This is a genomic window from Streptomyces olivoverticillatus, from assembly GCF_014203555.1.
Lineage (GTDB): Bacteria > Actinomycetota > Actinomycetes > Streptomycetales > Streptomycetaceae > Streptomyces > Streptomyces olivoverticillatus.
The window spans coordinates 1-17,964 of the sequence record NZ_JACHJH010000012.1 but is presented as its reverse complement, the minus strand read 5'-3'; the positions used below and the strand labels follow the sequence as shown (position 1 = coordinate 17,964).

Here is a 17,964-nt window from a genome sequence, read left to right as displayed (position 1 = left end):
TCCTCGCCCGTACCCGAACCTTTGTCTGTCTGATGACGCAGGACTAAGAGTGCCATGCCGGTTGGCGGCGCTCCGCATCGGCCGGTGCAGTCACTGTCAGGTCAGGCGAGTTCGCCTCCGTCTTCTCCCGGCCCGCGGTCAGCCGGATGCGGGCGCTCGGGCCGACGACCACGGCCCACTGGGCGGGCGCCGACCTCAGCCAGCCGCGCACCTGCTCGCCGAAGACGGGCACCTCGCGGGCCAGCTGCGTCAGCCGCCGGTCGAAACATGCGGCACCTTCCGGGGTACGGGCCATCAGCAGGCCGGTGCGGTGGACGAGGTCGCGGGTACGGGCCTCCGAGCGCTCGGCAGCGCCCTCGGCCACCGCGCGCAGCAGCGCGTCGAGAACGGTGACGTCCCGCTCGTGCGGCCCGTACTCCTCGCGCTCCATCAGCACCTCCAGCAGCTCCTGGCGCAGGGGGCGCGAGGCGGGGGTGCCGGGGGCCGCGAGCACGGGCGCGAGCGCGCGCCGGACCCGGGGCGGACGGGTGCGCAGCAGGTCCACCACGAGCGGGAAGAGGACGGCGCGGGCGGTGGGCCCTTCCTCCAAGCGCCGGTCGACGAACTCGGCGGCGTTCGCCGCACCCTCGGGGTGGTGCTCGACGTGCTCGTGCACGAGGGCGGCGGCGCGGCGGGCGAGGGCCGGAACGGACACCCCGGCGAGGGTGCGCAGCACCTCGGCGGGCCCGTCCCCCGGTTCGAACAACCGGGCCCGGAAGGCGGCGAGCACGGGCTCGGGGTGGGTGGCCAGCGCGGGGGCGAGGACGCCCGGCGGCAGGTGGGGGTCGCCGGAGGCGAAGCGGGCGAGAGCCTGTACGAGATGCTCGTCACGGGTCGCCGGGTCGCGTACGAGCAGGGAGAGCGCGGTGCCGTGCAGGGCGCTCGCGGCGGACCGTTCGAGGAGGGCGAGCGCGGCGAAGCGCAGCAGGTCGCGATCGGCGGTGGTGGTGACGTGGGGGGCGGTCTTGAGCCCGTACGCGGCGGCGGCCACGTGACGCTCGACCCGGTCGTCGTGCGCCCAGCGGTCGACCGCGCGGCAGAGCGCGGAGGGCTCGTCCTCGGCGAGGGCGGCCAGGAGCTCGTCCGCCCGCGGGTGTGCGGCGTCCACGAGGGCCTCGGCGAGGTCGTCGATGGCGCGGCGCCGGTGGGTGTGCAGCAGCGCCTGCGCGGCGGCGGCGACGGTGGGCCGCACCCGCCGGACGTCGGGCACGGTCTGCAGGAGCCGTTCATCGGAGAACCAGCGGCAGAGCAGAGGCTGCGCGGCGCACGGGTACTCCATCAGCAGCCCGGCCACGGCGGTGAGGAACCGCGGCGTGATGGGTGCCTGGGCGCCTTGCGGCGGGACAGCGGCATGAGCCTGACCCGCGACCGGAGCACCGGACGGCTGCGCCGGGCTGTGATCGGGGGTGGCGGCAAGGCCGGCGGGGGCGTCGGTCTGGGCGGCGACCGGGGCTTTGGGATCCGAGGCGTGGGGCGACTGCACGGGGGCGTCGGCGTGCGACGGACCCGCGTCGGGGTCGCCTGCGGCCTCGGCCGGGCCCTGGGGGGCCGCCGCAGCGGCCGGGTCGCCGTCCTGCCCGGCGGCGTCGGTCGCGTCGGCGTCGGGGGCCGCCCCGGCGGCCGGTGATCCGGTGCGCGCCTGAGCGGGGATGTGTGCGATCGGCTCATCGGTGTCTGCCGACGGCTCGCGGTCCGGCAATCCGCCCAGGTCGAGCGCTTGATCCCGACTGGCCGCTTGCGCGGAGATCTCCGGCTCGGCACCCACGGCCCTGGGCCGGGCCCGGCCGTCGGCCTGGTGCGGCTCCCGCTCCGGGGCGTGCTCGTGCCAGGTCCGCTCCCCCGGGCCGCCCGCCGCGTCGGAGGTGGCCGAATCCCCATGGCCCGCCGCACCGGCCGCGCTCGCGGCGGCTTCCTCCTCAGAGTTACGGCCCACTCCAGTGCCGCTGACGGTCCCGAACCAGTCGGCCGCCGACCAGCCCGCAGCGGGCTTCGCACCGCGCCCCTTCTGCCCGGCCGCACCGGCCTGACCGCCGGTCGCCGACCGCCTCCCCGCGCCACGCTTCTTCCGCCCGGCCGCACCAACGGGACCACCGGTCGCCGACTGCCCCTCACGAGCAACTTGGCGACCGTTGTCGGCCTCGGCCCCAGCCCCGGACTCACCATCCGCCGACCGGCCCGCGGCCTCCGTCCCACCGGCCCCAGCCCCTCCAGCCACGGCCCCACGCGCATCCGCGGCCCCTTGGTCCTCGGCAGCCCCAGCCGCGTCGCCCGCCACAGGAGAACCGGCCGCCTCCAGCGCCGGCGGCGGCGCCTGCGAGGCGCCCGGCGGCGGGCCGTCCGCTGGGATCAGGATGCGAAGGAGTTCCAGGCGCTCGGACAGGCCCAGCGGGAGCCGCAGCCAGAACCACGGGCCGAATTCGGCCAGGCCGCCCAGCGCGCGGGAAGCATCGCCGTCGAAGCCGCCCGCCGCCACGGAGCGGGCCGTGACGCGCTCCGCGAGGAGGCGGAGGACGCCCATATAAGGCGTGGCGTCGGGCACCCGCAGCAGGGCTTCGCCGAGCAGGTGGGCGGCCCACCAGGAGGGGTCGCTGACACAGCGGCCACCGGGGCTGCCCGAGCCCGTGGTCTCATCGCGCTCCGGCGGTCGCTGCGCCAGCGTCTCCACAGCGTGGACCAGGGCACTCAGGCGACGTGAGAGCTCGGTGGGACCCGAGCGGCGGGCGAGCAGGAGGAGGGCCTGGAGCACCGGGCCGATGCGGTGACGCGGCACGGGCAGCGGCCGGGGCGGCTCCTGGGCGGCCGCACCGCCGCGCTTGCGACGGCGGGCCGCCGTGGCACGGGCGGCGCTGCCGGAGCCGGGCGGCGGCGGCACATGGCCCTCCGGTGCGGGCGCGGGCCCGCCGCCCGCACGGGACGGCAGCCGCACGGCCGCCTCCGCGGGCGGGCCCTCCGGCTCGTACCAGCGGTGCACCAGGGCGTGCAGAGCCGCATCCAGGTCGAGGTGCGTGCCCTGCAGCCAATCGGCGAACTCCTCGTGCGCAAAGCGGTAGCCCGTGCCGGCCGGCACGAGGAGGCCTTCGGTCAGGACGGCGGAGGCCCACCCCGTGCGCCAGGGGAACAGCTCCTCGAAGGCCTCGCGCTCCAGCTCGCCCTGGCCCGGCCCCAGGCAGCGCCGCGCCGCCTCGTGGACCTGCCCGGCCACCCGGGCCGCGAGCCGCCGCACCGCCGCACCGCGCAGCGGCGGCCGGCGCGAGGCGGCCAGCCGCACGGCGATCCGCAGGCAGACCAGGTCCAGGTAGGCGGCGAAGACCCCCCACCGGTCCGGCGCCGCCTCCTCCTCGCCGCTGCCGCCCACCGTGCCGTCCGGCAGCGCGGCCCTGACCTCCGCGAGCAGCCGGAGGGCGAGGGGGTGCCCGGCGTCCGCCGGGTCGATGGCCTCGTCGGGGATGCCGTGGGCGGCGCGGGCCTCGGCGGCCTGGCCGGGGTTCAGGCCGGTGAGCCTGGCGCAGGGCGGCAGCGTGCTGGGGCCGGAGACAGCGGACACGAGGGCCGCGGCGGCGGGCGAGAGGTGCCCGGGGCCCGCCGGAGCGTGCAGAGCCTCGCGCGGGAAGAGCGCGCCCGCCCACTCCCAGTGCTCCGGGCGGCAGGCCACGATCATGCGGCTGCCGCTCTCCTCGAGCCACTTGGCGGTCGCCGCGGTCCAGGCGGGCAGCGCGTGGGCCAGGACGGGCGGCATCTCCTCGGGGCCGTCGAGGAGGACGAGCAGGGGGCGGCCCACCCGGGCCGCGAGCTCCGCGACGGCCTCCGGGGTGGCGTCCATGGGGTCGCCCACCGTGCCGCCGGCCCCGGCCGAGGCGGCGACGATGCGGCCCGCGGCCTTCAGGGCGCGCGCCACCGCATCCCGCACGCTCTCGTCGCCCATTTCCAGATCTGCGCCGCGCAGCCACAGCGTGGGCGCGGGCTCGGCGCCGCGCGCCCTCCGCCCGGTCAACGCGCCCAGCTCGGTCGTACGACCCGTACCCGGGTCGCCGACCAGGCCGAGGACGAAGCCCGCGGGCTTCCGGCCGGAGAGCCCCTCCCGGCCGCCCGCGCCCCGCAGACCGCCGCCCAGGACCGCGATGCCCTCGCCGTCCAGGAAGCCCGAGAACTCCCTCTCGGTTTCGGGACGCTCGACAGGCTCGCGCCATACCCGCGGCGTGACGACCGACCCCAGAGCGGTGGCGGTGAGCTGGAGGGCACCGGCCAGATTGAGGTCGGGGCCGAAGGCGGGGACGGTGGCGGAGTTGCGGTCGAGGAGGGCGGCCAGCGGGCCGCCCGGGGCGGCCGCCGCGGCGGCCCGCAGGGGGATGGCGAATCCGGCGGCCCGCCGCTCGGCCTGGAGCGCGGTACCGAGGACGGCCACCACCGCCCCCGTACGGGCGTCGAAGACCGGCCCGCCCGTGGCCTCCTCGCCCAGCCGGAGGCCCTCGCGCCCGGAGAGCGACAGCTCCAGCGCCGTGCCCAGCAAGTGGAAGCGGTCGGTGGCCGTATAGGTGACGGGCACGTCGCCGACGACGCGGGCGCTCTGCCAGCGGCCCGCGCGCAGCCGGACCTCCTTGCCCGCCGCCACGCTCGGCGCCGCCGCCACCGGCAGCGGCGGCACGACAAGCCCTTCGGTGCGCACCAGTGCCAGGTCGCATTCGGGCAGCACAATCACGTCGTCAGCACCGACGACGCAGGTGAGCTCGCCGGAAGCGTGCAGGACGAGCCTCGCAAGCCCGTCGACCGCCTCATGGCTCGTGACCAGAGTGCCGCGGTCGTCGACGAGGAAGCCCGTGCCCCGCGCGCGACCGGCGAGGTCACGGATGCGCACCAGCGACTCGTCAGCGTCGGTCCGCCGACCGTTCATCCGTCGAACCTCCCCGCCGTCTTCGTACACACGACGGTAGGCAGGGGTTGATCGGCAGGACCAGATCACATCCTGAACGCGCCCCCTTCCACCCCCCTGGTTCACTCCGAGCGCCTGCCCGTTGGGGTGAAACACAGGCCCCGGATGGATAGAGAGGAGTGGGAGGGGGATCGTGGGGCGGGGAAGGCGTGCAGCACGCGGTCCCCGCCCCACGGTGTGCGGCAGCACTGCCGCGCCCCAGGGCTTGTTCTGGGGCTGTGTCCTAGGCGAAGACAGCCAGGCTCTTGGCCTTACCGCCCTGGTTCTCCACCAGCACCAGGAAGCGCCCGTCCGGCCCGAAGACGGCGATGGGCCCGGTGGTCTCGAAGAGCGGCACCTTGATCCGGACGCCGTTGCCGAGCAGCCGCGCCTGCTCCTCGTTCACGTCCCAGCGCTGGAACGCGGCCTCGGCGGCCTCGGCCACCGGCATCACGGTCAGCTCCTCCTGGAGCTGGTCGAGGGTGCGCGCATCGCCGATCCGGTACGGGCCGACGCGGGTGCGCCGCAGAGCCGTCAGGTGGCCGCCGACGCCCGTGTCGGCGCCCAGGTCGCGGGCGAGCGCCCGCACATAGGTCCCGGACGAGCAGACGACGGAGACCAGCAGGTCCTGCACCGGAGTGCCGTCCTCCGTCTCCGTGGCGTGCACGGCGTGCACGGTGAAGGAGGAGACGGTCACCGGGCGGGCGGGGATGTCGAAGTCCTCGCCCTCGCGCGCCCGCTTGTACGAGCGCACGCCGTCTATCTTGATCGCGCTGACCTTCGACGGCACCTGCATGATGGCGCCGGTGAGCTTGGCGACGCCCGCGTCGATCGCCTCGCGGGTGACCCCGGAGGCGTCCGCGGACGAGGTGACCTCGCCCTCCGCATCGTCCGTCACCGTGTTCTGCCCGAGCCGGATGGTCGCCACGTACTCCTTCTCGGTCAGCGCGAGGTGACCGAGGAGCTTGGTGGCGCGCTCGACGCCGAGGACGAGCACACCGGTCGCCATCGGGTCGAGGGTGCCCGCATGGCCGACGCGCCGCGTCCGCGCGATCCCGCGCATCTTGGCGACGACGTCATGCGAGGTGAAGCCCGCGGGCTTGTCGACGATGACCAGGCCGTCCGGGGTGGGCGTTGCCTTGTGCTTCATTCGGCGGCAGCGTCCCCGTTCTCATCCGGCTTGCGGTACGGGTCGGCTTCACCCGCGAACGTGGCACCGGAGGAGGCCTCGCGGACCTGGGCGTCGGAGGCCCGTGCGCGGTCCAGGAGATCCTCGATGGTCCGGGCGTTCTCCGGCAGGGCGTCCGCCACGAACGTCAGCGTCGGCGTGAACTTGGTGCCCGCCGCCCGGCCGACCTCGGAGCGCAGGATGCCCTTGGCGCTCTCCAGCCCGGCCGCCGCGCTGGCACGCTCCTCGTCGTCGCCGTAGACCGTGTAGAAGACCGTAGCCTCCCGCAGGTCGCCGGTGACCCGGGTGTCCGTGATGGTCACGTGCGAGCCGAGCCGCGGGTCCTTGATGCCACGCTGCAGCTTCTGGGCGATGACCTCGCGGATGAGGTCCGCCAGCCTTTTCGCCCGCGCGTTGTCGGCCACTGGTCCGTCTCCTTCTCTTCTTCCAGCATTGTGCTCTCGGCGCCGCCGACGCGGTCAGTCGTCGTGGTCGCCGTGGAACCGCCGCCGTACCGACAGCAGATCCACTTCGGGCCGTGCGGCGACAAGGCGCTCGCAGCGGTCCAGTAGTTCGGTGAGGTGCCCCGCATCCCCGGAGACCGCCGCCACGCCGATCGTGGCCCGGCGGTGGAGGTCCTGGTCGCCGACCTCCGCCACGCTCACCGCGTACTTGCGGTGCAGCTCGGCGACGATCGGGCGGACGACGGAGCGCTTCTCCTTCAGCGACCGTACGTCGCCGAGGAGGAGGTCGAAGGACAGCGTCCCTACATACATGCGTGACGGGTGAAGCCCACCCGGGAGGCGTGTGGGGGTACCCCCAGCGTTAGCTGGGGGAGTACGACTACTCGAACCGTACACGCAACGGCCGGGGCCGATCGACGGAAATATGATCCGCCGACCGGCCCCGTACCGGGTGTCCGCGCTAGGCGCGGGCTCCTGCTCTACGCGATTCAGCCGCGCGGCTTCTCGCGCATCTCGTACGTCGCGATGACGTCGTCGATCTTGATGTCGTTGAAGTTTCCGAGGTTGATACCACCCTCGAAGCCCTCGCGGATCTCGGTGACGTCGTCCTTGAAGCGGCGCAGACCGGCGATGTTGAGGTCCTCCGCGATGACCTTGCCGTCGCGGATGAGGCGCGCCTTGGTGTTGCGCTTGACCTCGCCGGAGCGGATGAGGACACCGGCGATGTTGCCCAGCTTGGACGAGCGGAAGATCTCGCGGATCTCCGCCGTACCGAGCTCGACCTCTTCGTACTCCGGCTTGAGCATGCCCTTGAGGGCCGCCTCGATCTCCTCGATCGCCTGGTAGATGACCGAGTAGTACCGGACGTCGACGCCCTCGCGCTCGGCCATCTGAGTGGCACGGCCTTCGGCGCGGACGTTGAAGCCGATGACGATCGCGTCGGAGCCGGTCGCCAGGTTGATGTCGGACTCGGTGACCGCACCGACACCGCGGTGCAGGATCCGGATCTCGACCTCTTCGCCGACGTCGAGCTGGAGCAGCGAGGACTCGAGAGCCTCCACCGAACCGGACGCGTCGCCCTTGATGATGATGTTGAGGTCCTGCACCAGACCGGCCTTGAGCACCTTGTCGAGGTCCTCGAGGGACACCCGGCGGGTGCGCTTGGCGAAGGCGGCGTTGCGCTCACGCGCAGCGCGCTTCTCGGCGATCTGGCGAGCCGTGCGGTCCTCGTCGACGACGAGGAAGTTGTCGCCGGCGCCCGGGACGTTGGTCAGACCCAGGACGAGGACGGGGGTCGACGGACCCGCTTCCTCGACGTTCTGGCCCTTGTCGTCGAGCATCGCGCGGACACGGCCGTAGGCGTCACCGGCGACCATCGTGTCACCGACGCGGAGGGTACCGCGCTGGACGAGCACGGTGGCCACGGCGCCGCGGCCACGGTCGAGGTGGGCCTCGATCGCAATACCCTGCGCGTCCTGCTCCGCGTTGGCGCGCAGGTCGAGCGAGGCGTCCGCGGTGAGGACCACGGCCTCCAGCAGGCTGTCGATGTGCAGGCCCTGCTTGGCGGAGATGTCGACGAACATGGTGTCGCCGCCGTACTCCTCGGCCACCAGACCGAACTCGGTGAGCTGACCGCGCACCTTGGTCGGGTCGGCGCCCTCGACGTCGATCTTGTTGACCGCGACCACGATCGGCACGTCGGCCGCCTTGGCGTGGTTCAGCGCCTCGATCGTCTGCGGCATCACACCATCGTTCGCCGCCACCACGAGGATCGCGATGTCGGTGGACTTCGCACCACGGGCACGCATGGCGGTGAACGCCTCGTGACCCGGGGTGTCGATGAAGGTGATCGCGCGCTCTTCGCCGTTGACCTCGGTGGCGACCTGGTACGCACCGATGTGCTGCGTGATACCGCCGGCCTCGCCCGCGACGACGTTCGTCTTGCGGATGGCGTCCAGCAGTCGGGTCTTACCGTGGTCGACGTGACCCATGACGGTCACGACCGGCGGACGGGAGACGAGCATCTCCTCGCCACCCTCGTCCTCACCGAACTCGATGGAGAACGACTCGAGCAGCTCGCGGTCCTCCTCCTCGGGGCTGACGATCTGAACGGTGTAGTTCATCTCGTCGCCGAGGAGCGTCAGCGTCTCGTCGGAGACCGACTGGGTGGCCGTGACCATCTCGCCGAGGTTCATCATCACGGCGACGAGCGACGCCGGGTTGGCGCCGATCTTCTCCGCGAAGTCGGTGAGGGAGGCACCGCGGGACAGGCGAATGGTCTCGCCGCCACCGCGCGGCAGCATCACGCCGCCGACGGACGGGGCCTGCATGGCCTCGTACTCCTGGCGCCGCTGACGCTTGGACTTGCGACCGCGACGGGCCGGACCGCCGGGACGGCCGAAGGCACCCTGCGTGCCACCACGGGCACCGGGGCCGCCGGGACGCCCGCCGAAGCCAGGACGACCGCCGCCGAAGCCGCCGCCACCGCCACCGGGGCCACCGCCACCGGGACGACCGGCGAAGCCGCCGCCGCCACCGGGACGACCGCCGCCGCCGGGACCGGCCGGACGGCCTGCGAAGCCACCGCCGCCGGGACGACCGGCACCGCCCGGACGGCCTGCGCCGCCGGGACCACGGCCGCCGCCACCGGGACCCGGACGCGGGCCCGCGGCGGGACGCTGCGGCATCATGCCCGGGTTCGGGCGGTTACCGGCGGGAGCGCCGGGACGCGGGGCGCCACCGGGGGCACCCTGCGGACGAGGCATGCCGCCCGGGGTCGGACGGGCACCGCCCTGGCCCTGCGGGCGCGGGGCACCGCCGGGACCGCCCTGCGGACGGGGACCGCCGGGGCCGGGACGCTCGCCGCCGGGACGCGGGGCGCCACCGGGACGGGGGGCCTGCGGGCGGGCCATGCCGGTGGAGCCACCGGAGGTGAAGGGGTTGTTGCCCGGACGCGGACCGGCCGGACGGGCGCCACCAGGACGCGGGGCACCCTGGCCCTGGGCCGGACGCGGGGCGCGCTCGGGACGGCCACCGTCACGCTGGCCGGCGGGACCCGGACGGGCACCGCCGGGGCGCGGACCGGGGGCGCCACCGGGGCGCGGCGTGGACGGACGCTCCTGGGACGCCGGACGCTCCTGGGACGGCGCGGCCGGGGCCGGCGCGGAGAACTCCGCGGCGGGCACCGGGGCGACCGGAGCAGGCTTGGCCGGAGCCGCAGGGGCAGGCTTGGGACCCGGACGCGGGCCCGGCGTGGGCGCGGCGCCTGCGGGCTTGGGGGTGGGGGCCGCGGCCGGCTTGGGGGCCGGGGCGGCGGGACGGGCCTGGGCGCCCGGAGTGGGGGCACCAGGCTTCGCGGGCGCAGCCTTGCGCGGCGCCGCGGGCTTGGCAGAGGACTTGCCGGCGCTGCCGCCGGGTCCCTGCAAAGCGTCGGTCAGTTTACGGACGACCGGCGCCTCGATCGTCGAGGACGCCGAACGGACGAATTCACCAAGTTCTTGGAGCTTGGCCATGACGACCTTGCTCTCGACTCCGAACTCCTTGGCGAGTTCGTATACCCGGACCTTAGCCACTTCGCTCCTTCTAGGTCCGGGTTGTCGACCGGACCGTCGCTACTTCATGGGCGTACTCATCGCGTACTCATCGAGTGCTCATCGCAATCTCGACCTACTTCCAACTCGCGAGGTACCTGACAGCACGGATGCCCGTGCCTGGGACATCCCCGCTGATGCGGGGCCTAACTCTTTTCCTGCTCGATCTGCTCGATGTATCGGCGCAAATCCGCGGTGTCGAGCGGCCCCGGACTTTTGAAGGCCCGGGGAAACGCCCGGCGGCGTACCGCCAGATCGAGACAGACCAGTGTGGGATGCACAGAGGCACCCCGGCCGGGCAGCGTACCGCGAGGATCGGGGGCGCAGACGCCCTCGCTCACCACGGTCCGCAGCAGTTCGCCCTTGGCCGCTCGCTCCCGGCACCCCACACAGGTGCGCTCAGGGCATGCGCGGGCATGCGTCCGGCCAGACACTGGTTAAGTCTACCTCCCCGCGCCGACCTCACCCCTTCGGGGCAGTGATCGCGCACGTATGCGTTTCAGCCAAGATCGGCTGTGATGGCGGGCCCGGCCGGGCCCCGCACGGGGCGACCGCGGCTCTTCAAGGTCGTTTTACGGACCTTTCGAAGCCGCTCGGGGCGCGATCGCGCGCCCCCGGTCGCTTCCGTGCGCCGTTCAGTCCGCCTGCTGCTCGGTGTCCGGGCGGATGTCGATCCGCCAGCCGGTCAGCCGGGCCGCGAGCCGGGCGTTCTGCCCTTCCTTGCCGATGGCCAGGGAGAGCTGGTAGTCCGGCACGGTCACCCGGGCCGAGCGGGCGGCGAGGTCCACGACCTCGACCTTGCTCACCCGGGCGGGTGACAGCGCGTGCGCCACCAGCTCCGCCGGGTCGTCGGACCAGTCCACGATGTCGATCTTCTCGCCGTGCAGCTCGGCCATGACCGCGCGCACCCGGCCGCCCATCGGGCCGATGCAGGCGCCCTTGGCGTTCAGGCCGGAACGGGTCGAACGCACCGCGATCTTGGTGCGGTGGCCGGCCTCACGGGCGATGGCGGCGATCTCCACCGAGCCGTCCGCGATCTCCGGGACCTCCATGGCGAAGAGCTTCTTCACCAGGTTGGGGTGGGTGCGCGAGAGCGTCACGGACGGGCCGCGGACACCCTTGGCCACCCGGACGACGTACGTGCGCAGCCGCGTGCCGTGCTTGTACTCCTCGCCGGGCACCTGCTCCTGCACCGGCAGGATGGCCTCCAGCTTGCCGATGTCGACCAGGACGTTCTTGGGGTCCTTGCCCTGCTGGACGATGCCCGCGACGACGTCGCCCTCGCGGCCCGCGAACTCACCGAAAGTGATCTCGTCCTCGGCGTCACGCAGACGCTGGAGGATGACCTGCTTGGCGGTGGTCGCGGCGATCCGGCCGAAGCCGGACGGGGTGTCGTCGAACTCGCGGGGCTCCTCGCCCTCGGCGAGGTCCTGCGGGTCTTCCTTGGCCCAGACCGTCACGTGCCCGGTCGAGCGGTCCAGCTCCACCCGGGCCCGGCGGCGGCTTCCCTCGGTGCGGTGGTACGCGATGAGGAGGGCCGACTCGATCGCCTCGACCAGCAGGTCGAAGGAGATCTCCTTCTCTCGCACCAGACCCCGCAGGGCGCTCATGTCGATGTCCACGGCTACGCCTCCTCTTGGCTCTCGTCGGTTTCGTTCTCGGCCTTTTCCGCGGCCTTGCGGTTGAACTCGATCTCCACGCGCGCCTTCGCGATCTCGTCGAAGGCGAGCCTGCGGGAGGTGGGCTTGCGGCCCTTGACACCCGGCACCTCGAGGTCGAGCCCCGTCTCGTCCACGGAGACGATGCGCGCGACCAGCTCGCCGCCCTCGGTCAGCTGCGCCTTGATCAGCCGGCCGGTCGCCCGGACGTAGTGGCGGTGCTGGGTCAGGGGGCGGTCGGCGCCGGGAGAGGTGACCTCGAGGACGTAAGGGGCTCCGCCCATCACATCCGTCTCGTCGAGCGCGGTGGAGATGTCACGGCTCAGGTCCGCACACGCGTCCAGCTGTACGCCCTCGTCGGAGTCCACCACGATGCGCAGCACACGCCGCTTTCCTGCCGGGGTCACCTCGACCTCTTCCAGCTCCAGCTCCCGCGCGCTCACGAGAGGGGCCAGCAGCTCGCGCAGCCGCTCGCTCTGGGTGGTGCTCATCCGGGTGACTCCTCGGCCGCGTGTGCTGTTGTGGGAACGTCGCGTGTCAGGTCAAAGCCTATCTGTTCCGGCAGGCGGCTGACGATTCGGTGCCCGGTCCGCGGCCATCCGTCGGCGCGCCGGTACGCTCGCGTGCGGTGATCATGCCAGGACGAGGCGGAAAGAGGATCGTGCCGCTCACGACGACGACGCCGGGCGCCGACGGCCCGCGCAGACGCAGGGTACTCGCGGGGGGCGCGGCGGCCCTGCTGACCGCGGCCGGCACCGCCGTGCTGGCCGGATGTTCCTCCGCGGACGCCGGTGCCGCCGAGCACTCCTCGGCGGCGAAACGGCTGCGGGAGCGCGCCGGGCGCGACGCGGCGGCGCTGCTGGAGCGGTACGACGCCACGATCGCCGCGCACGCCCCGCTCGCCGCCCGGCTGCGTCCGCTGCGGGCCGAAGTGGCCCGGCACGCCGAGGCCTTCGGCTCCGCCAAGGCCTCCCCCTCCCCCTCGGCTTCCCCCTCTGCCCCGCCCGTGAGCGTCCCCCGCGAGGAGAAGGCCGCGCTCGCCGCGCTCGCCGACGCCGAGCGGCGCACCGCCGACGCCCGTACCTCCGCGCTCGGCCAGGCGCCGCCGGAGCTCGCGCGGCTCCTGGCGTCCGTCGCGGCGGCGGGCGCAGCCCACGCTTACCTGCTCGCCGGAGGTGCCGCATGACCGCCGCAGGCCGGGCCGTCGAGGCCGCCCAGGCGGCTCTCGGCGCCGAGCACGCCGCCGTGTACGGCTACGGGGTCGTGGGAGGGCATGTCGAGGACACCCGCGCGGCGGAGGCCCGGGAGGCGTACGACGCACACCGCGCGCGGCGTGACGCGCTGGTCCGCGCGGTACGGGACTTGGGCGCCCGGCCCGAGGCCGCTGCCGCCGCGTATGCGCTGCCGTTCCCCGTCTCCGACGCGGCGTCGGCCGTGCGGCTCGCCGCGGAGCTGGAGAGCCGCCTGTGCGGCGCCTACGCCGATCTCGTGCGGGCCGCATCCGGTGCCCTGCGGGGCGACGCGGCGGCCGCGCTGCGCGAGGCGGCGGTGCGGTCGGCGCGCTGGCGCGGCGGCAGCGTAGCCTTCCCTGGGCTCGCCGAGCGGGCCTGACCAGCACAGACGAAAGGGACGGCCCAGGGACATGGCCAGTGCTCACGAACGCCTCGAGCCACCGGAACGGCTGGTTCGGACCCTGGGCTCCGACCCTGCCTGCGGCGAGGCCGCACACCGCTGGCTCGCCGGGCTGGCCGACCTGGTCCAGGCGCTCCTGGACCGCTGGGAACTGACGCTCGAACGGGTACCGGCGCCCGGCGGGCGCAGCAGTCTGGTGGCCCTCGTCCGGCAGTCCGACGGCACGCCCGCCGCCCTCAAGCTCCGCCTGCCCGACGGGGCGGCCGCGCGCGAACACGCCGCGCTGGCCCACTGGGACGGCCGCTCCGCGGTCCGCGTGCTGCGTGCCGACGAGGCGGCCGGAGCGCTGCTGCTGGAACGGCTGCACGCCGACGTCAGCCTGCGCTCCCTGGCAGAGGCGAAGGCCCAGTTGGAGGCGGCGGCGACGCTGCAACGGCTGTGGATGCAGCCTGCGGACGGCCATCCCTTCACCGGCCTGGCCGAGCACACGGCGACTTTGGCCGCGACGCTGCGCGAGCACCGGGAACAGCCCTGGGCGGCGGACGCGCAGACGGTCATCGACGAAGCCCTCGACCTGCGGGAGGGGTTGGGCGCCGGGGCCGAGGAGGACGCCATGCTGCTGCACGGGGAGTATCACCAGGGCAAGGTGCTGGCCGGGGAGCGTTCGCCGTGGCTGGCGGTCGGGCCGCACCCGTTGGTGGGCGAGCGGGCCTACGACCTGGCGTGGCTGGTTCAGGACCGTCTCGACACGCTCCTCGCCTCGCCGGGCGCACCCGCCGCCGCACGGCGGCGGGTGGCGAAGCTGGCCGAATCCCTTGAGGTGGACCGCGACCGGCTGCGCGGATGGACCCTCTTCCGCACCGCGGAGGCGGGCGCACGGGAGATCGCGCGGGGAGCCCGGGGGCGCGGCGAACTCCTCCTGGAATTCGCCGGTTTGCTGTAGCCCGCGGCTACCGCACCGCGGCCGCGAGGCGCGCCACCGCCTCCTGCACCGGCAGTTCCTCGCGCTCGCCCGTGCGGCGGTCCTTCAACTCGACCACGCCGTCGGCCGCGCCGCGGCCGACGACCAGGATCGTGGGCACGCCGATCAGTTCGGCGTCGGTGAACTTCACCCCGGGCGACACCCCCGCCCGGTCGTCGACCAGCACGCGGACGCCCGCTTCGCCGAGCCGCCCGGCCAGCTCCAGTGCCAGCTCCGTCTGCTGCGCCTTGCCCGCCGCGACGACGTGCACGTCCGCCGGGGCGACCTCCCGGGGCCAGCACAGCCCCGCCCCGTCGTGCGTCTGCTCGGCCAGCGCCGCGACGGCCCGGGAGACGCCGATCCCGTACGAACCCATCGTGACCCGCACCGGCTTGCCCTGCGGGCCGAGGACGTCGAGGCCGAACGCGTCGGCGTACTTGCGGCCGAGCTGGAAGATGTGGCCGATTTCGATGGCCCGGCCGATCTCCAGGCCCGCGCCGCAGCGGGGGCAGGGGTCGCCGGGTTCGACCACGACGACGTCGAGGTAGCGGCCGACCTCGAAGTCCCGGCCGCAGACGACGTTGCGGGCGTGCGTGTCCGGCTTGTTGGCGCCGGTGATCCAGGCGGTGCCGGGCGCCACGCGCGGGTCGGCGATGTAGGGCAGGTCCAGGCCCTGCGGCCCGACGTAGCCGCGGACCAGGCCGGGGCGGTCCGCGAAGTCCTCGGCCGTCACCAACTCCACGACGGCGGGCGCCAGATGCTCGCCCAGCTTGCCGAGGTCCACCTCGCGGTCGCCGGGCACGCCGACGGCCGTGATCTTGCCGTCGACCTTGACCAGGAGGTTCTTCAGCGTGGCCGAGGCGGGCACACCCAGCTGCGCGGCCAGCGTCTCGATGGTGGGCGTGTCCGGGGTGTCCAGCTCCTCCAGGGGGCCGTGCGCAAGGGGGTCGGCGGGGGCGACGACCGTCGTCACCGCCTCCGTGTTGGCCGCGTAGTCGCAGCGCGGGCAGTCCACGAAGGTGTCCTCACCGGCCGCCGCAGGGGCCAGGAACTCCTCCGACGCCGAGCCGCCCATCGCCCCCGAGACCGCCGACACCGCCCGGTACTCCAGGCCGAGGCGTTCGAAGATCCGCATGTAGGCCTCGCGGTGCAGCCGGTAGGCCTCGGCGAGCCCCTCGTCGGTGGTGTCGAAGGAGTACGAGTCCTTCATCTGGAACTCGCGTCCGCGCAGCACGCCCGAGCGCGGCCGCGCCTCGTCCCGGTACTTGGTCTGGATCTGATAGAGGATCACCGGCAGGTCCTTGTAGGACGTGCACTGGTCCTTGACCGTGAGCGTGAAGATCTCCTCGTGCGTGGGCCCGAGCAGATAGTCCGCGCCCTTGCGGTCGCGGAGGCGGAAGAGGAGGTCGCCGTACTCCTCCCAGCGCCCGCTGGTCTCGTAGGGCTCCTTGGGCAGCAGCGCGGGCAGCAGGACCTCTTGGCCGCCGATGGCGTCCATCTCCTCGCGGACGACGCGGCAGACGTTGTCCAGCACCTTCTTGCCGAGCGGCAGCCATGTCCACACGCCCGCGGACGAGCGGCGTACGTACCCGGCGCGGACCAGCAGCTTGTGGCTGGCGGTCTCGGCGTCGGCCGGATCGTCGCGCAGTGTCTTGAGCAGGGTCGTGGACATGCGCTGGACATGGGCCATGGCGGTCTCCTGGGGCGTGCACGGGGGTGACGGCCAGGAGCGTATCCGCCCGGCCCGCCCCGCCCCAGCGCTTTTGCGCTCGGCCGCAACGGTCAGCCCAGCAGCGGCAGCTGTGCCCCCATCACCGCATACGGGCTCGGAGCGCTCGGGAAGACCACCCGCCGGGCCAGGTCGTGGTAGCCGAGCTTGCGGTAGAGGGCGCGGGCCGGGCTCTCGCGGTCGATGGCGGAGAGGATCGAGCGCGGCTCGGCGGCATCCGCGGTGATCGCCGTAATGAGCGTGCGGCCGATCCGCCGGTTCTGGAAGGCGGGGTGGACGTGCAGCTCGGTGATGACGAAGGAGTCGTCGAGCCAGTACTCGCAGCCGTTGGCGCGCAGGTACGGCTCCACGACGGTGGACCACCAGTGCGTGCGGTCGTTGGGCATGCCGTAGACGAAGCCGACGAGCCGCCCGTCCGGCGTGGTGGCGCCCAGGGCGCGGGCGCCGGGGCTGGTGAGGTGCCGGAGCACGATGTGGCGCCGTACGCCGACCTCGTCCGGGGTGAGGCCGAAGGCGACGGCCTGCACGGCCAGCGCCTCGTCCACCCGGGCGGCGAGGTCGAGGGGGCCGACCGCGATGTCATCCATGCGGGGAGGCTACCCGCCCGTAGCGGCCGGACGGCATCAGAAGAGGACGCTCATGAACGCGCCTACCTCTTCGAAGCCCACGCGACGGTAGGCGGCGCGGGCGGCGGCATTGTAGTCGTTGACGTAGAGGCTGACCACCGGCGAGACCTCCTGCAGGGCGTAGCGCAGGACGGCGGCCATGCCGGTGACCGACAGGCCGCGGCCGCGGTGCTCGGGGGCGACCCAGACGCCCTGGATCTGGCAGGCCCGGTCGGTGGCGGCGCCGATCTCGGCCTTGAAGAGGACGCGGCCGTCCTCGATCCGGGCGAAGGAGCGGCCGGAGCCGACGAGTTCGGCGACGCGGGCCTGGTAGAGCAGGCCGCCGTCGCCGGCGAGCGGCGAGACGCCGACCTCCTCGGTGAACATGGCCACGCACGCCGGCATGATGACGTCCATCTCGTCCTTGCGGACGCGGCGGACGAGGGGGTCGGGCCCGATGTCCGCGGGCATCGAGCGGGTGACCATCAGGGGCTGGTGGGCACGGACGTCACGGGCGGGGCCCCAGTGCGGCTCCAGGAGCGACCACAGCTCGGCGGTGGGCCCGGCGGGGCCGACGATGGAGGAGCAGCGGCGGCCCGACCGGCGGGCGCGGTCGGCGAAGGCGCGGACGGCCTCGGGGCCCGCGCAGATGGGTACGAGGTTGGCCCCGGCGTAGCAGAGCGACTCCAGGCGGCCGCCCGCGTACCAGCCCCACATCTCGCCGCCGAGCCGCCAGGGGTCGAGTCCGGCGATGTGGACGCGGGCGGCGACGAAGGCGTTGGCGACGGGGTCGCGGTCGAGGACGGCGAGGGCGGCTTCGAGTTCGCCGGTCTCCAGGACCCTGGTGGTGGTCGTCGTCAACACGTGTCGGATTGCCTCACCGTCGCGGGCCGGAGGCCAAGGGGGGAACAGGTCTTGGCACTGTACCTTCCGTCCCGCCCGTAGATCTCCCCTGTCGCCGGATACGGCGGACTGCGACGGTCTGGGCCGGATACGGCCGTGCCCCGCCGGGGATCCGGCGGGGCACGGGTGCGGTGGCGGAGCCGGTCAGCTGACGCTGACCTCCGGCTCGCCGGAGGCGACGCCGTCCCGCTCCATCTGCTCGGCGATCTTCATTGCTTCTTCGATGAGGGTCTCGACGATCTTCGATTCGGGGACGGTCTTGATGACCTCGCCCTTGACGAAGATCTGCCCCTTGCCATTGCCGGAGGC

Annotated in this window: 14 protein-coding genes and 1 pseudogene; 3 read left to right on the top strand and 12 right to left on the bottom strand. The window is 73.8% G+C overall.

The window, feature by feature from the left end:
* Positions 1–43: 43 nt before the first annotated feature.
* From FHS39_RS24930 to rimP, 8 genes are all read right to left on the bottom strand, one after another.
* Positions 44–4,927 (bottom strand): S1 family serine peptidase, encoded by a 4,884-nt coding sequence (locus FHS39_RS24930; protein ID WP_184351750.1) that lies wholly within the window; start codon positions 4,925–4,927, stop codon positions 44–46.
* 262 nt (positions 4,928–5,189) lie between these two features.
* Entirely contained in the window at positions 5,190–6,095 is a 906-nt protein-coding gene (truB, locus tag FHS39_RS24925) for a tRNA pseudouridine(55) synthase TruB (RefSeq protein WP_184351749.1), read from the bottom strand.
* Positions 6,092–6,538: a 30S ribosome-binding factor RbfA gene (gene rbfA, locus FHS39_RS24920; RefSeq protein ID WP_045934260.1), complete on the bottom strand. Its 447-nt coding sequence runs from the start codon at positions 6,536–6,538 to the stop codon at positions 6,092–6,094. Before rbfA ends, truB begins: the two co-directional genes overlap by 4 nt.
* 54 nt (positions 6,539–6,592) lie before the next feature.
* On the bottom strand, positions 6,593–6,889 hold the full coding sequence (locus FHS39_RS24915; RefSeq protein WP_045934264.1) for a DUF503 domain-containing protein: 297 nt from the start codon (positions 6,887–6,889) through the stop codon (positions 6,593–6,595).
* A 176-nt stretch (positions 6,890–7,065) separates the two neighbouring features.
* Positions 7,066–10,149 carry a translation initiation factor IF-2 gene (gene infB / locus FHS39_RS24910; RefSeq protein ID WP_184351748.1) on the bottom strand — a complete coding sequence of 1,028 codons (3,084 nt, stop codon included), beginning with the start codon at positions 10,147–10,149 and terminating at the stop codon, positions 7,066–7,068.
* Positions 10,150–10,313: 164 nt separating this feature from the next.
* Positions 10,314–10,601 carry a DUF448 domain-containing protein gene (locus FHS39_RS24905; RefSeq protein WP_078847953.1) on the bottom strand — a complete coding sequence of 96 codons (288 nt, stop codon included), beginning with the start codon at positions 10,599–10,601 and terminating at the stop codon, positions 10,314–10,316.
* A gap of 201 nt (positions 10,602–10,802) precedes the next feature.
* A complete protein-coding gene (nusA, locus tag FHS39_RS24900; RefSeq protein ID WP_184351747.1) occupies positions 10,803–11,789 on the bottom strand; it encodes a transcription termination factor NusA in 987 nt (328 codons plus the stop codon).
* A gap of 2 nt (positions 11,790–11,791) precedes the next feature.
* Positions 11,792–12,316: a ribosome maturation factor RimP gene (gene rimP / locus FHS39_RS24895; RefSeq protein WP_184351746.1), complete on the bottom strand. Its 525-nt coding sequence runs from the start codon at positions 12,314–12,316 to the stop codon at positions 11,792–11,794.
* Between the two features lie 170 nt (positions 12,317–12,486).
* Here rimP and FHS39_RS24890 point away from each other — a divergent pair, with 170 nt between their 5' ends.
* Genes FHS39_RS24890 through FHS39_RS24880 form a run of 3 tightly spaced genes read left to right on the top strand, consistent with a single transcriptional unit; the run spans position 12,487 to position 14,400 of the window.
* Positions 12,487–13,011, top strand: coding sequence for a hypothetical protein (locus FHS39_RS24890; protein ID WP_343069734.1), 525 nt, complete (start codon positions 12,487–12,489; stop codon positions 13,009–13,011).
* Positions 13,008–13,436: a ferritin-like domain-containing protein gene (locus tag FHS39_RS24885; RefSeq protein ID WP_184351745.1), complete on the top strand. Its 429-nt coding sequence runs from the start codon at positions 13,008–13,010 to the stop codon at positions 13,434–13,436. Before FHS39_RS24890 ends, FHS39_RS24885 begins: the two co-directional genes overlap by 4 nt.
* 31 nt (positions 13,437–13,467) lie before the next feature.
* The gene (locus FHS39_RS24880) at positions 13,468–14,400 is read left to right on the top strand and encodes an aminoglycoside phosphotransferase family protein (RefSeq protein ID WP_184351744.1); all 933 of its coding nucleotides are present in this window, start codon (positions 13,468–13,470) and stop codon (positions 14,398–14,400) included.
* Positions 14,401–14,407: 7 nt separating this feature from the next.
* Here FHS39_RS24880 and FHS39_RS24875 read toward each other — a convergent pair whose 3' ends face one another.
* The 4 genes and pseudogenes from FHS39_RS24875 to FHS39_RS24860 form a co-directional block, all read right to left on the bottom strand.
* Positions 14,408–16,108, bottom strand: coding sequence for a proline--tRNA ligase (locus FHS39_RS24875; protein ID WP_184351743.1), 1,701 nt, complete (start codon positions 16,106–16,108; stop codon positions 14,408–14,410).
* Between the two features lie 92 nt (positions 16,109–16,200).
* Entirely contained in the window at positions 16,201–16,734 is a 534-nt protein-coding gene (locus FHS39_RS24870; protein WP_045934252.1) for a GNAT family N-acetyltransferase, read from the bottom strand.
* A 36-nt stretch (positions 16,735–16,770) separates the two neighbouring features.
* On the bottom strand, positions 16,771–17,616 hold the full coding sequence (locus FHS39_RS24865) for a GNAT family N-acetyltransferase (protein ID WP_184351742.1): 846 nt from the start codon (positions 17,614–17,616) through the stop codon (positions 16,771–16,773).
* A 183-nt stretch (positions 17,617–17,799) separates the two neighbouring features.
* A pseudogene (locus tag FHS39_RS24860) lies at positions 17,800–17,964 on the bottom strand (flavodoxin-dependent (E)-4-hydroxy-3-methylbut-2-enyl-diphosphate synthase); the annotation flags it as partial.